The organism is Polyangium mundeleinium (assembly GCF_028369105.1).
Taxonomy (GTDB): Bacteria; Myxococcota_A; Polyangia; order Polyangiales; family Polyangiaceae; genus Polyangium; species Polyangium mundeleinium.
Genome location: NZ_JAQNDO010000001.1, coordinates 5,692,112 through 5,707,018, shown reverse-complemented (window position 1 = coordinate 5,707,018; position 14,907 = coordinate 5,692,112). Strand labels below are relative to the sequence as shown.

Below are 14,907 nucleotides of genomic sequence, written 5' to 3'. Positions count from 1 at the left end.
GGCGAGGGCTGCTGCCGCTTCTGCCGCCGCGTTATCCCTTCAGCAAATTCTCGGTCGCGCCGATGAGCTCGACGTCCGTCGGGACCGGGCCGGCGACGGTCGTGCCGTACCGGCGCGAGAGGACACGTGCATGCGCGTCTCCGCGTTCCGCGACTTCGACGACCACGGCATCGTACGAAAGGCCGTAGTTGCGCCGGAGCTCGGCGTTGTAGGTAAGCGCGTATCGCGCCGCGTCGAGGGTGCGGACGAACCTGCGCGCATCGTCCACGAGGCGCTCGTACGCGCCTTCGAGCTCGAGAAACCGAACGAGCGCGCTCTCGGGAGCACCGGGGGCCTCAACCATCACGAAGGGATACGTTTGCGCCGACGGATCGGAGTCCGTCATCGCGTGGTCGAGGGCGCGAGCCACCAGAAGCTCCAAGGGATGGTTTTTCTCGAGGGGAACGGGCTCCGTGGGCTCTCCACGCAATGCGCCCTTGAGCACCGGGCTCGGCTTGAACGAGAGGCGTCGCTTTCCCCCCTTCTTCTCGATGCGAAGTTCTCCGAGCCCGGACAACTTGACGACGTTCTTGCGCGAGAGTGTATCGACGAGATGGGCGTGAAGATGGGGACATGAAACGGTCTGGCCGCCCCCGGTCGCCTCTCCCTCCTCGGCCGAGCGGGGCGCCGATGCATCGTCGACAGCATCGAGCGTGACCGCATCCAGGAGTGCCTTCGATGGAAGGAAGAGCGGATCGAGCCGCCGCGATACGAACATGGGCCGGCCGCTGCTCGGCACCACGGAGATGTGGGGGGGAGCCTCGACGCACGCGAAGGAGCCGAAGCTCGTTTCCACCCTGCCCGACGGCCACCGAAGCGACGCCGCGAGCGCTCCGCATACCTCGTTCAGCTCCTGGGCGATGTCGTGTTTCACGATGGCTCCTGGTCGGTTTCCGGATCGCCGCACGCATGCTGCGCCCCGGTGGGATCAGGCGCGTGGGAGCGCCCTGGTCCTGCGCCGGACGAGGCCGCCGATGCCGAGCGCGGCGAGAAGCAGCAGGTGCTGCGGCCCAGGGGAAGGCCCGGACGCGCGGCAACCGCAGCCGCGATCGATATACGTGTCGGTCGGTTCGCCGCCGCTCCCGCCCTGGCCACCTGTGCCGCCATTGCCGCCGCCGCTGCCGCTACCGCTTCCGCTACCGCTTCCGCTGCCGCTGCCGCTGCCGCTGCCGCTGCCGCTGCCGCTGCCGCTGCCGCTACCGCCTGCGCCGCCGCTGCCGCCTGCGCCGCCGCTTCCGCCTGCGCCGCCGCTTCCGCCTGCGCCGCCTGCGCCGCCTGCGCCGCCTGCGCCGCCTGCACCGCCGCTTCCGCCTGCGCCGCCGCTTCCGCCTGCGCCGCCGCTGCCGCCTGCGCCGCCGCTTCCGCCTGCGCCGCCGCTGCCGCCTGCGCCGCCGCTGCCGCCTGCGCCGCCGCTGCCGCCTGCGCCGCCGCTGCCGCCTGCGCCGCCGCTGCCGCCGAGCGGATCCAAGAGCCTCGCATAGGCACGGCGCGCGCTGTACGGCGCCGGGGATACGTAGCGCGTGTACGCCACCAGCACCCTGCCCCCGCCCGGCGCGAGGGCCACGGAGCCCTCATGCTCCGGCGCCATCGACAGCGGGAAGCTCGCCCCTACGCTGCCCTGGGGATCGATCTTCGCGGCGTACAGATCGAGCGACCCGGGATCGTCCGCGTTCGTCAGCGCGTGCCAGGCGAGGACGTACTCCGTTCCGTCGAACGCCACCGCCGAGCTGTCGAAGCCCGTGCCGGCGACGGGGAAGCCCTGCGGATCGAGGAGCTGCCCCGCGGGGTCGACGCGCCCCGCCCGCACCTCGTTGCCCTGGTGCCAGACGACGAGGTGATTTCCAGCGCCCCCGCCGCTGACCAGCGCTGAAGAAACGTAGTCGCCCCCCGAGACGATGGGGAGATCCACGCTGTCGAGCAGCGTGCCCAGGGTGTCGACACGGCGCCCCCACACGCCATTGTACTGGTGCCAGATGACGAGGTAGTTCGTCCCGTTGTAGGCGACCTGCGCCTGCTGGGGATAATGATGCTCATCGGCCAGCCCCAGCACCGGCGCGACCGGGAGCAGGTCGTGGTCGAGCAGCACGCCGGAGAGGCCGATGTTCTCGAGCTCGCAGCCGTTGGCGAAGACCAGCGTGCGAACGCCGTCGCTCGCGGCCGTCGCCCTCAGTTGGTTGAAACCCTGGCCGCAGAGCGGGATCTGCACCGGGGTCGCGTCGAGCACGGCGCCCTGGGGGCTCACGCGCACGGCCTGGTAGGGGTTGTTGTTGCCGATGTACTTGCGCACGAAGATCACCACGAAGTTCGCGCCGTCGAAGACCACGGTGGCCTCGTCGAAGGGCTGGTCCGTGATCGCGATCGGCGTGGCGTCGAGGACCTGCCCCGAAGGCCCCACGCGCACCCCGTAGAGGCCTTGGCCCTCGATGTTCGGCAGGCGCGAATCGCTCCAGATGACAAAGGAGGTCTGCCCGTCCGAGGCCGCGGCTTGCACCTCCTGCGCGTTGCCGTGTGTCGAGAAGGTCCGGGGCTGCGTGTCGATCGGCGGGGCCATGCCCGCGCCGAAACGCCTGCCCACGACCGGCGTGCTGCTGGTCTCCGACGTCCACGTGGCCAGCACGCCCGCGCCGTCCGAGGCGAGGGCCACGTCCACGCCCCTGTCGGGCAGGAACTGCACAGGCACCGTGAGCGTGCCGTCCTGCGCGAGGCGTGCATGCTCGACGCGCGTCCAGAAGTTTCCGCCATCATCCCCGCCGTCGCGGCTCCACGCGATCCGCGTGCCCGCGCCGTCGGGGGCCACGTCGAGCCGGTTCATTCCTTCGAATTCGACGTACTCCGCCGCGACCAGGATCCCGCTGGGATCAACGACGGTGCCCTGCGGCGAGACGCGCGTGGCGAAGATATGCTCCTCGGTCACGTCCCAGTCGAGGTTGTACCAGGCGACGACGTGGTTCTGGCCGTCGAAGCTCGTGGCCAGGTGGGGGGAGCGGCAGTCGATGGTCGGGAGGGAGTTCACCGCGATGCCCCCCGGATCGAGCACGGTGCCCTGGGGCGTGATGCGCGCGCCGCGCACCGTGGCGTCGCCCGAGGAGGTGGCCCAGACGACGAAATGGTTCGTCCCGTCGAAGGAGACGTCGACCGGGCTGCAGACGTCGGCGGGCACGTAAATCCCGCCCGGATCGAGGACCGTCGCGTCGGGCGCGACGCGCGCATAATAGAGGCCGCCCATGGGATCGCTCTGGGTCGCCATGCGGCTCCAGGCGACGAAGTAATGGGTTCCGTCGAAATCGACGGACGGAGGGCCCTGGAGCTCGAGCGGCATGCCTCCGATATCGAACCCGCCCGGGTCGAGCACGGCCCCGGCCTGGCTGACCCGCACGCCGCGGACCTTCCTGTTCTGCACGGTGACCACCAGGTAATTGGTCCCGTCGAAGGCGACCGCCGGGGAATACGGCCAGCCGCTGTAGGGATCGCCGTACCAGTCGTCGAGCAGCCGAATGCCATACGGATCGAGCGCCGTGCCGTCCTGCGCGACGCGCGTGCCGTAGAGGATCGGGCGGGAGGTGCGCAGGTCCGACCAGGCGAGCAGCCATTGCCCACCGCCGAACGCGGCCTGCGCTCTCGAGCCCGGCGCGGGCGTGAGGACGGCGGCCGCGTCGAGCGGGACTTCGGGGAGGAGAACGAAGTTCTGCGCATGGGTGGGTACGCTCGGCGCGTGCAGGACGTCGTCGGAAAGACGCCCCGCCGAGGGCGCGGCGGCGTTCTCGGAGGAGCCGCAAGCCGTGAGCAGGCCGAGCAGGGGGACGAGGGCGCGGAGGTATGCAGAGGACGCGCTCCGCGAGCGCCGGAGCCTGGGCGGGTTCATGCGCACGACCCTACCAAGAATCGCTCTCCTGCTGAAAGAACCGGGTCCGCCGCATTCATGCTATGCCCCGGTGGGCTCAGGCGCGTGGGAGCGCCCTGGTCCTGCGTCGGACGAGGCCGCAGCCGCCGCCGCTGCGGCTGCTGCTGCGGCGGCGTCCGGGGTTCCCTCAGGCGGGGCTCGGCTTGGATTCCGCGCTGGGCTCGGCGCTCGTTTCGGCGCGCGTCTGCTTGTTCTTGCGGCGCTGGTCGGCCGCCTTCTTGGCGTACTGGGAGCGATACGCCAGGGTCTGGTTGAAGGCGGCCTGCACGGACGGGTCGCCGTGCTGGACGGTGGTGTCGACGAAGCCGCCGATACGGCTGATGTCGGCTTCACGCGCGTCCTCGTAGTAGATTTCGCTCTCCTCGAGGACCTCGGCGAGCTTGAGGACATCCTTTTTGAGCGCGCGGATCTCGTCGATCGTGGCGGTCTTGTCGACGATCTTCTGCCAGATGCCCGGGTGAATGCCGAGGGTCTCGCCATACTGCGGGAGGGCCTTCGAAAGTTCGTCGAAGACCTCCGGAAAACCGGGTTTCTCGCGCTGCGCGCCCGTGAGCGTGCCATTGACGACGTCCACGAGCTTCGGGCGAACGCTGGAAACGTCGATGACGCTGGGACCCATGTACGGAGCAATCTTGTCGTTCACGAAAACCTCCATGCCCGCACCCTCAGGGAAGGAGCGGGACCTGTTGGGGTGAGGGCGGGAAGGTAAGCAGGGGGCGGATGCTGTCATCCGGCGGAATCTTGCTCCGTGGCCGGTCGCGCGAAGGGCGAGGACGCGAGAAGGCGCTCGCGTCCACGCGAACGATGAGGGCTAGGACGTGAGAGGGCGCTCGCGTCCACGCGAACGCCGAGGGCTAGGACGCGAGAGGGCGCTCGCGTCCACGCGAACGATGAGGGCTAGGACGCGAGTGGGGGTTCGCGTCCACGCGAACGCCGAGGGCTAGGACGCGGGCGGAGGTTCGCGTCCACGCGAACGATGAGGGCTAGGACGCGAGAGGGGGTTCGCGTCCACGCGAACGATGAGGGCTAGGACGCGAGAGGGCGTTCGCGTCCACGCGAACGATGAGGGCTAGGACGCGAGAGGGCGTTCGCGTCCACGCGAACGATGAGGGCTAGGACGCGAGAGGGGGTCCGCGTCCGAGCGAACGCCGAGGGCCAGGACGCGAGAGGGGGTTCGCGAGGACGGGTAGTGCCCTCATGAGGGCAGGCTGACGCTTCAAATGAGTGCCCCCACCATGGGGCTAACCGAGCTCTGGCTCAACGTCGACCAGCGCCAGCGGCATCGTTTGTTTCTTCGTCAACGGCTCACGCTGAGGCGTGTGTACCACCATGGTCACGCGGTACAGCGTCTTGTCGACGATCATGTGCTCTCCGATACGAGGAAGGCGAGCGAATGCGAGGACACCGAGGACCTTGTTGCCCACAGCGACCTTGACGTATGTCATGTGGCACTTTTGCCTTGAAGGACGCTCGATGTCAACCGAAGGCAGTCCTCGGGGCACGCCCGTTTGAAGCGGCGCAACTCTACATCAGCGCAATCGTCAAAATGCCCTAGGTTGGCAAATGAGGACGATTTAGGCACTACCCGCGCTTGTGGTGCGTCCGCGCCTCTTTGTGCAGCGGGCGCGCCAGAGCCCTCACTTGCTGCGCCTCTTCCTTCGTCACCGTCCCGTCCGCGCCCACCCGCTTCACCTCGGCGCGGATCTTCGCGGCGCCCTCATCGAATTGCTTCCAGCGCTCGGCGCGCTTCGCCTCCGGCACGTGATGCGCCGCCATTCTCTTTTCCAGCCGCTCGCGTTGCTTCGCCAGGCCCTTGTCCACGTGCTTCTCGAACTTCACCGCGGCGATCGGGAAATGCTTTTCATGCTTGCCCCCTTGCTTCCCCTCGTGCCTCGCGGCGGCCGGCGCGCGGCCCTCGTCGGCCTGCGCGACCACGGGCGCGGCCACCACCGCCAGGGTCAGAGCAACGGCGAACGAGCGGAGGATCGAACGAAGATGCAACATGACGGGCTCCTTCTGGTTGGGAGGGGGATCTTGGGGTGGCGGCGGACGACGGGACCAGGTCGCGGGCGCGATCCTCAAGGAACGGCGGGCGACAGGGGTGGATGGGCGTGCGGACAGGTGGCGGCGGCGGGCGACGGGGGTTGTTCGTACGCGCGGGCAAGACGCGGGGCGGCGCGCGGGTCGAGGGTGGTCAGGGGAGACAGGTAGCATCGACGGGCGACGGAGGTTGTTCGTACGCGCGGGCAAGGGACGGCGGTGGGGGATGAAGGATGTGAGGGCGTGCGGAGGGGCGATGGCAGCGGGAGATGGAGGCTTGTTGCGATGACGGATAGGAGGCGGGGGCGGAATCGGGTCTGAACGCCCACCAAGGGGCGGACAGCTGGAGCGTCAACGAGGACGTCGTCACGCTTGGTCTACAACTGCAACTGCACCCATCAGCCACGACTTAACGCTGCCGCCATACGCTCTACGAGGCTTGCGGCTCAAGGTCACATTTGGTCCCCCTCGCATCACCATAACTCTCATGGAGCATCGTCCCTCCCGTTCACGTGTGTCCGTGGAACCGAAGGAGGAGCAACCCGCGTGGACTCGACTCGGCTTATGGAGACTCCAGTCGCCGTGTACACGTGGAAGCGCGCTCCCGCTAGCGCGCCAACCTGTCAAGACAGCCACGCGCATGCCGCGCGGCATCATCGTTAGGAACTTGTTGGGAGCTACGGGGTTAGTTGTGGCATGATACACTCCCGATGTCCGCAGAGTTGCTCATTCCGCGTCCCGATCTCACGTGGTTCTCAGTCGAGGGCTATAAGGCATTCGGCCAAGAGGCACGCGTGGAGTTGGGGAAGCTCACCCTCCTACTCGGGCGTAACAACGCAGGCAAAACCGCGCTTTGCTTTGCCCCTTCGTACCTGACCCATCCGCTTGGCAAGGATGCGCCATCCCCATTACCCACGAAGGTCGGTGGGATCGACTTTGGCGCACTCCCATCAGTATGTTTTCGCCGCCAGGCGACAGGCCTACAGTGGAAGCTTGGGCTCGCCGGTGTTGCAGGAGCAAACCGCTTAGCGATGGGTGTTACATCGTTACCCGAGCACGGGCACAAACAGGTCGTGACACATTTGTCGATCGACGATGGGACGGGACGAGCGCGGGAGTTTACGAACATTACATGGAGTGCGGCACGCTCTGCGTTGGCCGAGGTCCCCGAACTCGCATCGATTCCTCCGAGTATCCATGTTCTGCGCGGGATGCGCCCGCTAGGAGAACGCTACCACGACTATCTCGGCTACACGCCAGACGATGTGGGCCAGTTCGGCGAACGCGCTCCCATGATCCTGGCTGCGTCTGGAGATAAAGGGATCGATGAAATCAACGACTTCTTCGCCCCGCTTCGCGTACGTCTACATGTTCGCGAACTCAAGGACGCCTTCGAGACGCGCAAGGATACCTTTGAGGTCCTAGCCGAAGGAACCTCCAGGGAGCCAGTGAGCATGCTGGACAGTGGCGCTGGCATCGCTCAGATCCTGCCCTTGGTAGTGGCAATCCGGCTTGCTCGCGCACAGCCATCGCTTTTTTGTCTCGAACAACCTGAGTTGCACCTGCACCCGCGGGCGCATGTCGCTGTTGCCGAGTTGCTCATCGAGTGCGTAAAGCAGCGGCCGTCTACACGGCTACTCGTGGAAACGCACTCCGATGTATTGGTCCTCCGGATCCGTCGCGAGATTGCAGCCGGACGCCTGTCGCCACGAGACGTAAAAATGTACTTTGTCGAAGACGACACCGCTGTTGGTGGCCAAGTCAAAGAAATCGCATTCGATGAGCGTGCGACTCCAGATTGGTGGCCCAAGGACGTATTTGCCGAACCTCAGCGCGAATTTGCAGCTCTTCGTCGAGAACTCGTACGCCGAGGCCTCTTGCCGTGAAAGTTCGCATCCGCGACACAACGCTCTTCAACTGCCGCGACGAGCGCATCTATGAACAACTGCGGCGCCTGTTCGACCGTGCCTATCGCACTCAACACGAGATCGACATTGATGATCCCGAGGCAATTCTGGACAGCGACTTCATGGTTCAGGCATGTGCCCCTATGCTTCGTGAACGACTGCGCCAGAGGTGGGAAGAATTCCTGCAACGAAGTCCCGCAGATCCATTCGCACCTGCCAACAAGCCAGGAATGTGTGCGGTCGTATCAGGGGAGCCGCTACTGGATAAACCCGAGATCGCCTTCGTCCTCGCCCCCGAGGAGGTGGGTATATGGGCGGAACAATCTCTGGATGTCTTGCTCGAAAACGACAAGGACAGTATTTTGGTCCGGCTAGCGATCCGAGTGAGTAAATCTCCCAAGCTCCAAAGCGCGCTCGAACAAAAATGGATTCAACCTCGGGGGTGTGGAGGTTCGGGCGAGGTCAAAAATGCCGTCGACAGAGTGTCTGGTTCGGAGCGCTCATTCGTAATAATCGATAGCGATCGCGATGAGCCTGAAGATGGACCAAGCAAGACGGCACGCAAAATCAAAGAAAGCTGCGACGCAAAGAAAATACCGATCCACATATTAGCACGCCGAGAACTCGAAAATTATGTACCTTCAAGCATTTGGTCAATGCTCGCAGAGTGGAAAGGTTCAAAGTCGCAGACCATCAGGGACACAACCAAGAGGCGCAGGGCCCGTCAGCGCGCAGTCCTAATTTACAGCTGGATTCTGAAGCAACTCGAGCATCATGGCAACAGAATCAAGGATGCCAACAAGGAAGCGCTCGACAATGTTGCCAAAGAAATCAAGAGCAAAGCCAACACGACGCTCTCCCGCCCTATTCTACATGAACAGTTTGAAGCGTGGCGTGCGCTCGACGACAAGCAAAAACTCAAGCACGTCGACGATCTGAAGCTGCGTTTCGGTGAAAATGCTGCGGAAAAGGCAATTCAACACCTACATGACGAAAACTTCGATACTTCATGGCTGGACGATGATGCAAGGGCCGAACTCCTTGCGATCGCCGAGCTATTGGAGGACTGGCTATGAACCAGCCTGAACCGTTCGTTCGTCCAGAGGCGACGACGTGGAGTGTCGACGACATCTTGCGCAAGGCCAAAGAAGGCCAACTCTATATCCCAGTGTTCCAGCGCAACTTCGTCTGGGAAGCGGAAGATGTGCGGAAGCTTTTCGACAGCATTTACCGAGGCTATCCCATTGGCGATCTCCTTCTATGGGAGACGGAGCATACGGAAGGGGTCCGGACTGATTTTGGCCCGCTGCGCTTTGAACCGTCGCGTGGCCGCAACCATCTCATTATCGACGGGCAACAACGTGTCACGTCACTGGTAGCCGTCCTGCTCGCGAGAGGCACACAGGCTTCCGGCAAGTTCAGCCTATTTTTTGATCTTGCAGAAGGCAAGTTCGAATACGCTCAACCACGCGAGCGCGTTGCTGAATCGTGGCTCCCATTGCCCGAAGTAGCCGACACAATGCGTTTTTTGCAGTGGCTACAAGCTCGGCGACTACCCCCACCGCTCGTAAACGTTGCCAATCAACTCGTACGCGCACTAAGGGACTATCGGATACCTGTCTATATTGTCCATGCACAAGACGAAGGACAAATCCGCGAGATCTTCGAGCGACTCAACACTACGGGTAAGCGGCTTGAAGCTAAGGAGGTATTCGCAGCGATTCACCGGGGCCGACCTGGTACGGATCTCGCTGCATTGGGAGCACGTCTTAATGCTCTCGGCTTCGGCGCGCCGGAGGAGGAGTGGTTGCTAAAAGCCGCCGCTGCAGTGCTAGGGATAGACGTGACGCGCAACTTCGGGGAAGCCCTGCGTGAAAAGCCTCAAGAGGAGGTCCGTACCGCGCTTGATGCTACCGAGCGTGCGATTGAAAACGTGATTGCATTTCTTCAAGAGGAGGTAGGCATCGTACATGTGAAGCTCCTACCGTATCGTTTCCCTCTCGTCCCGCTTACGAAGCTCTTTCACCTTGTCCGGAGGCCATCTCCTGCGACGCGACGGCAGCTCGCAGCCTGGTTCTGGCGAGGAGCGTGGTCAGCTTCGCACGCACGCGCTGACGCTCCAACGATCCGGGCAGCACTCAAAAGCGTCACCGACGATGAATCAGCGACAATTCAGCAGTTAATCCAGAGCACACCCCTTCCGGAAAGGCCATTCGACCTACCTCAGCGACACGACTTTCGCGAGGCCGGAACAAAGCTTGTCTGTGCGGTCTTGGCCTCTCGCCGGCCCCGACACCTTCAAACGGGCGAGGAGCTAGATGTCAAGTCGCTTCTCGATGAGCATGGCGATGAGGCGCTAGTCCGCATTGTGCGGGACAGGGCCGACAGCGCAGGCGCCACCGAGAACCGAATTCTCCACAACAAACTCCCCCAGCTCCGTCAGGCAATCTGCCGAACAGCACCCGACATACTAGAAAGTCATTGTATATCGGCAAAAGCACGGTATGCGCTGAGCGTTAATAGATGGGACGAATTCTTAACGCTACGGCGTGCGGCTCTCGAAGATGCAGTACGCAGCTTCCTGCAACAGCGAACAGCATAACTCTCACAGCGTGTCGAGCAGGTTCTCGTCCGTTTTTTCAATGTACCCGAGCGCTTCTGCTACCTCCAGGCATGCGCGGACCTCCGCTGCCAAACTCATGGCTGTATACCACCGGGCCCGTTCGTTCGTACCACCTCGCCCACCCCCGTCCTGACACCGACGGCTTGCTCCTCCGACGCTGGTGCCCCGAAGGTGTTCTGCCTCCCTCGGAACGGGACAAACCTGACCGCCGTGCTACACGGTCGAGGACAAACCGTTCATGCCGAAGCGAATCCGAAGAAACCACACGAGCGAGCAGAAGGCCGCGCTGCTGAAGCGCCACCACGTGGAGAAGGTGCCCGTTTCGAGCCTTTGCGACGAGACGAAGCTGCAGCCGAGCCTCTTCTACACCTGGCAGCGGCAGCTGTTCGAGAACGCGGCCGTCGTGTTCGATGGGCCGCCGAAGGACAAGCCCTCGGCACGCGAGCGTGAGCTCGAAGCGCGCGTCGCGCAGCTGGAGGCCAAGCTCTCGAAGAAGGACGCGGTGATCGCGGAGATCTCCGAGGAATACGTCAAGCTGAAAAAAGAACTTGGGGAGCCCTGACCGGCCGGTGGGTTCCCCACGACACGCGTGACGAGGTCGTCGACTTCGTCCGCGTGTGGGCCGACAAGACGAATATCATCGGGGAGAGCTTCATTCGCTGGCTCGGCGTCGCGCGCAGCAAGTTCTTCGACTGGAAGAAGCGCTACGGTAAGGCGAACGAGCACAATGCAGATGTGCCACGCGACTTCTGGATCGGGCCCGAGGAGCGGCAGAAGGTGCTCGACTTCCACGCAAAGAACCCGCTCGAGGGCTATCGCCGATTGACGTTCATGATGCTGGACCAGGACGTCGTCGCCGTCAGTCCTTCGACCACCTATCGGGTGCTGTCGGCGGCAGGCCGCCTCGACCGCTGGAAGCGGGGCGCGTCGAAGAAGGGCACCGGCTTCGTGCAGCCGCTCAGGCCGCACGAGCACTGGCACATCGATATCGCCTACCTGAACGTAGCTGGCACGTTCTATTACCTGTGCTCGCTGCTCGACGGCGCCAGCCGCGCGATCGTCCATTGGGAGATTCGCGAAGCGATGACCGAGTTGGATGTCGAGTGCATCGCACAGCGTGCGCGCGAGAAGTACCCTGACGAAAGGCCACGCATCATCTCGGACAACGGCCCGCAGTTCATCGCGAAGGACTTCAAGGAGTTCATCCGAATCGCGGGCATGACGCACGTGCGCATCTCGGTCAACTACCCCCAGTCGAATGGCAAGATCGAGCGCTGGCACAGGACGCTGAAGAGCGACGCGATTCGGGTGACGCCGCCGTCATCGCTCGCGGATGCCCGCCGCATCGTCGGGCGCTTCGTCGACCATTACAACGGCGTGCGCTTGCACAGCGCCATCGGGTACATCACACCGAACGACGCGCTCGCGGGCCGAGCCGATATCATCTGGGCCGCACGTGACACGAAGCTCGAGGCAGCTCGTGAGGCGCGGCGGCAGCGTCGCCTGGCAGCGAGGGCGGCTGCGCATCCGGAGCTCCGAGCCCCCGCCGGAGGCTCCGTCTGCCCATCGCCCGCATAATCGCGGAGCCGCCGCGCGCAGCAAAGGGCAATCTCGCGCCCGGAGCCACCCGCAGCCGCGGCGAGATGCTCGGGGCTGCGCCGGGCAGCAACCGCGGCCGCCTGGAAGCCAAACCCGGCGAGGATGGCGAGGACGCGAGTTGCCCAACGCGAGCACGGTGGCACTCTCGGTGGCGCGTGGGCCTCGCGAATTCAGGCCGCTTGTGACTTGCCTTGGAGAGGTTTTACTTTACTATACCGGGACCGCATCCTGTTCACGGGGAACCAGTACAGGATCGAGGTCCACCTCGAAGTGGACGCGTTCGTGGCCATGGGCGCGTCGGGCGCACCGGGCGTCGCCGTCCCGCCGCCGGGATCCCTCCTGGCCTCGCGGGTGAAGGTGCACTGGTTCGTGTGCGACGTGCAGATGTTCTTCGTCCAGCCTGGGGGCTTCTGCGCGCTGCTCGTCGACCCCGCGCCTCCGCACAAGGTGTACCTCGATGGCTTTGCGACCGCCGAGGGGCGCTTCGTCGCGGCGGTGTGACCAAGCCGTGGAGGTCAGGTGACCTGGGGAGAATGGTTCGTCTCGACGCGGCCTTCGGCGTCCTCTGCCTCGCTCTGGGGCGGCGCGGAGCCTCGAAAAATCAGGTATTGCCCCACGTAGTACGTCGACAGAATCCAGACCCGCCCGAGGGGCACGGGGTAGACCCAGCGATTCACGCCGATGAGCGAGTCCGATATCACGAAGAAGAGCGCGCCGGCACAGAGGACACGCGAAGCGTGGTCCTTCGGCTCGACGAAGGCGCGCCCGATCGCCCGGCCGAGCATGGACGAGATGGCGATCGCATAAGCCGTGATCGGCACGTGCAGGGCCTCCGGCGCGCGGCTGGATCCGACGAGGATCCACCACATGAACCCGCCGAAGACGAGGGCCGGGAGCATGGGGAGCGCGGCGCCCGCCGCGCGCTTCGGCAAACCCATCCCGGCAAGATAAAAGAGGTGCGCAACGAGGAACGCCCCGAGCCCGGCCACGAATACGCCATCGATGAGGGCGTCCGCGAGGAGCGACGCGAGGAGCCCGAGCCCGACGAGCCCCGCGAGCCGCCCCCGCCGCTCGCGCAGACGAGCGGCGCAAAGCAAAACGAGGGGAACGAGCTTCACGAGGCGCACCGCGATCGAGCCCGGCGCGAGCGCGGCGAGCAAACACGCAGCCACCGCGCTCGCGAGGAACGCCGCGAAAAAGAGCGCCTCGCGGCGCCGTGACGAAGCCCGATCCATGGCGCGTGAGCCTACCACCACGACGCGGCTCGGCGCCGGGATTCATCTCCAGATCGGACCCGTCGTCGCCCCTCTCTTTCCAGCCCGCTGTGCAATCGACCTGCAGGCCTCGTCGAAATCCAGCGCGTGGCCTGACGCTTTGCGTTGACGCCCTGTCCTCCCCTTGGAATCATCGTGGGGTCTCTCCCTACGACCTTCACGATTTTTGGAGTTCTGTATGAAGTTGACGCGCTTCTTTCCAATCGTCTTTTGCCTCGCGCATGCCGCCTGCGACGAATCTTCTGGCGCTACGAACACCGGGGGAGCTGGAGGGATGGATGGTTCGAGCTCGACGACGTCTCCCACGGGAAACGGCGGGGCATCGAGCTCGTCGAGCGGGACGGGTCCGGACATGCCTGGGGGGTATGCGCTTCCGCCGCCCAGCGAATGCTCGAACCAGTTCTCCGTCGATGGATGCAAAAAGGGGGACCCAAGCAGCACGTGCGGCGGCGCTTGTGCAAACGATTATGGTCCCACGTCGAAAAACGCCTGCGAGGGTGGCAAGGAGGGGGTCCCCGTTCAGTACGCCTGCCCTCGTTACATGCTGTTTGCGGACGAGATGGAGCAGGCCGCGATCGATGATGGCTTCGAGGATACATTCAACTATGCCGTCGCGGGCCACGATCCCGACGGGACGAACCTCGACGTGGGCCTCCCCGATTCGTGCTGCCAGTGCTACCAGCTCGTCTTCGACGCACCCAGGTACCTGACGAACTCGACGTTGACACCACCGAAGCCGCTGATCGTGCAGAGCTTCAACACCCAGGCATCGGGGGCGACGGGATTCGACATTTACATGGGAGCGGGAGGCCTCGGCGCCTTCAACGCATGCGACGCCGACCTGAACTACGGGACGAAGTTCGGGTATTCGCAGTACCAGACCTATCCTGCGGAGGGGCAAGCCTTCAACGGTGGCGTGAAACCCGGGCCCGACAGCCTGAAATGTGATGACGGCGGGAATTTGAGCGACGCATTGATCGCGTCCGATACCTGCCAGCAAAAAGTCACGAGCGCGTGCAACACCATCACGGCCGCAGACGCCACGCTCCAGGACGAGACACGCAAGTCTTGTATCCAGTCGAACCAGGCCACTTCGTACTACCATGAGAACTGGAAGGTCCTCGCCAAGCGCGTGGCTTGTCCAACGCATCTCATGGAGGTCACGGGATGCAAGCTGGCTTCACAGGGCCTCCCGGCGCCCGATCCGAACATCCAGACGGCCGCGCAGGCCAAGGCGGCCGGCTTCGTCAGCACGCTCAACAACGAGCCCTATCACACGACGACCATGCAGGATTGCTGCATGCCCACCTGCGCCTGGAAGAACAACGTCAAGAGCCCGACCGTGGACGGGTATGACTCGTTCTATTCGTGCCGGAGCGACGGCAAACCGGTCGTGAAACAATAAACGGAGGACAACGGAGCCCGAGCGCGTCCCTGGGCGAGGCTCTGCACCACGGGTTCAGGGTGTTTCCGCGTGGTGTGTCTTGCAGCCCGCCGCCGATCAGGGCAGCGTGACGGTCGGAG

Annotated in this window: 13 protein-coding genes; 7 read left to right on the top strand and 6 right to left on the bottom strand. The window is 64.4% G+C overall.

Annotation, left to right across the window (positions count from 1 at the left end):
• Positions 1–31: 31 nt before the first annotated feature.
• From POL67_RS22760 to POL67_RS22740, 5 genes are all read right to left on the bottom strand, one after another.
• Positions 32–913, bottom strand: coding sequence for a hypothetical protein (locus POL67_RS22760; protein ID WP_271920408.1), 882 nt, complete (start codon positions 911–913; stop codon positions 32–34).
• A 54-nt stretch (positions 914–967) separates the two neighbouring features.
• Complete coding sequence (locus POL67_RS22755; protein WP_271920406.1) at positions 968–3,901, bottom strand: hypothetical protein; 2,934 nt, start codon at positions 3,899–3,901, stop codon at positions 968–970.
• A gap of 166 nt (positions 3,902–4,067) precedes the next feature.
• Positions 4,068–4,583: a hypothetical protein gene (locus tag POL67_RS22750; protein WP_271920404.1), complete on the bottom strand. Its 516-nt coding sequence runs from the start codon at positions 4,581–4,583 to the stop codon at positions 4,068–4,070.
• A gap of 598 nt (positions 4,584–5,181) precedes the next feature.
• Complete coding sequence (locus POL67_RS22745) at positions 5,182–5,304, bottom strand: hypothetical protein (RefSeq protein WP_271920402.1); 123 nt, start codon at positions 5,302–5,304, stop codon at positions 5,182–5,184.
• A 217-nt stretch (positions 5,305–5,521) separates the two neighbouring features.
• Positions 5,522–5,944, bottom strand: a complete 423-nt coding sequence (locus tag POL67_RS22740) for a hypothetical protein (RefSeq protein ID WP_271920400.1) — start codon at positions 5,942–5,944, stop codon at positions 5,522–5,524.
• A gap of 746 nt (positions 5,945–6,690) precedes the next feature.
• On the opposite strand from POL67_RS22740, the gene POL67_RS22735 reads away from it, so the two are divergent.
• The 6 genes from POL67_RS22735 (at position 6,691) to POL67_RS22710 (ending at position 12,610) form a co-directional block, all read left to right on the top strand.
• Complete coding sequence (locus POL67_RS22735) at positions 6,691–7,866, top strand: AAA family ATPase (RefSeq protein WP_271920398.1); 1,176 nt, start codon at positions 6,691–6,693, stop codon at positions 7,864–7,866.
• Entirely contained in the window at positions 7,863–8,963 is a 1,101-nt protein-coding gene (locus tag POL67_RS22730) for a hypothetical protein (protein ID WP_271920396.1), read from the top strand. Before POL67_RS22735 ends, POL67_RS22730 begins: the two co-directional genes overlap by 4 nt.
• Positions 8,960–10,489 carry a DUF262 domain-containing protein gene (locus tag POL67_RS22725; RefSeq protein ID WP_271920394.1) on the top strand — a complete coding sequence of 510 codons (1,530 nt, stop codon included), beginning with the start codon at positions 8,960–8,962 and terminating at the stop codon, positions 10,487–10,489. Before POL67_RS22730 ends, POL67_RS22725 begins: the two co-directional genes overlap by 4 nt.
• Positions 10,490–10,748: 259 nt before the next feature.
• Entirely contained in the window at positions 10,749–11,072 is a 324-nt protein-coding gene (locus POL67_RS22720; RefSeq protein ID WP_271917931.1) for a transposase, read from the top strand.
• Between the two features lie 53 nt (positions 11,073–11,125).
• A complete protein-coding gene (locus POL67_RS22715; RefSeq protein WP_271920392.1) occupies positions 11,126–12,088 on the top strand; it encodes a DDE-type integrase/transposase/recombinase in 963 nt (320 codons plus the stop codon).
• Between the two features lie 207 nt (positions 12,089–12,295).
• Positions 12,296–12,610, top strand: coding sequence for a hypothetical protein (locus POL67_RS22710; RefSeq protein WP_271920390.1), 315 nt, complete (start codon positions 12,296–12,298; stop codon positions 12,608–12,610).
• Positions 12,611–12,624: 14 nt separating this feature from the next.
• Here the strand turns inward: POL67_RS22710 and POL67_RS22705 are convergent, their stop codons facing one another.
• Positions 12,625–13,344: a lysoplasmalogenase gene (locus POL67_RS22705; protein ID WP_271920388.1), complete on the bottom strand. Its 720-nt coding sequence runs from the start codon at positions 13,342–13,344 to the stop codon at positions 12,625–12,627.
• A gap of 391 nt (positions 13,345–13,735) precedes the next feature.
• Between POL67_RS22705 and POL67_RS22700 the strand changes: the two genes are divergently transcribed.
• Positions 13,736–14,788 carry a hypothetical protein gene (locus POL67_RS22700; protein WP_271920386.1) on the top strand — a complete coding sequence of 351 codons (1,053 nt, stop codon included), beginning with the start codon at positions 13,736–13,738 and terminating at the stop codon, positions 14,786–14,788.
• Positions 14,789–14,907: the final 119 nt, after the last annotated feature.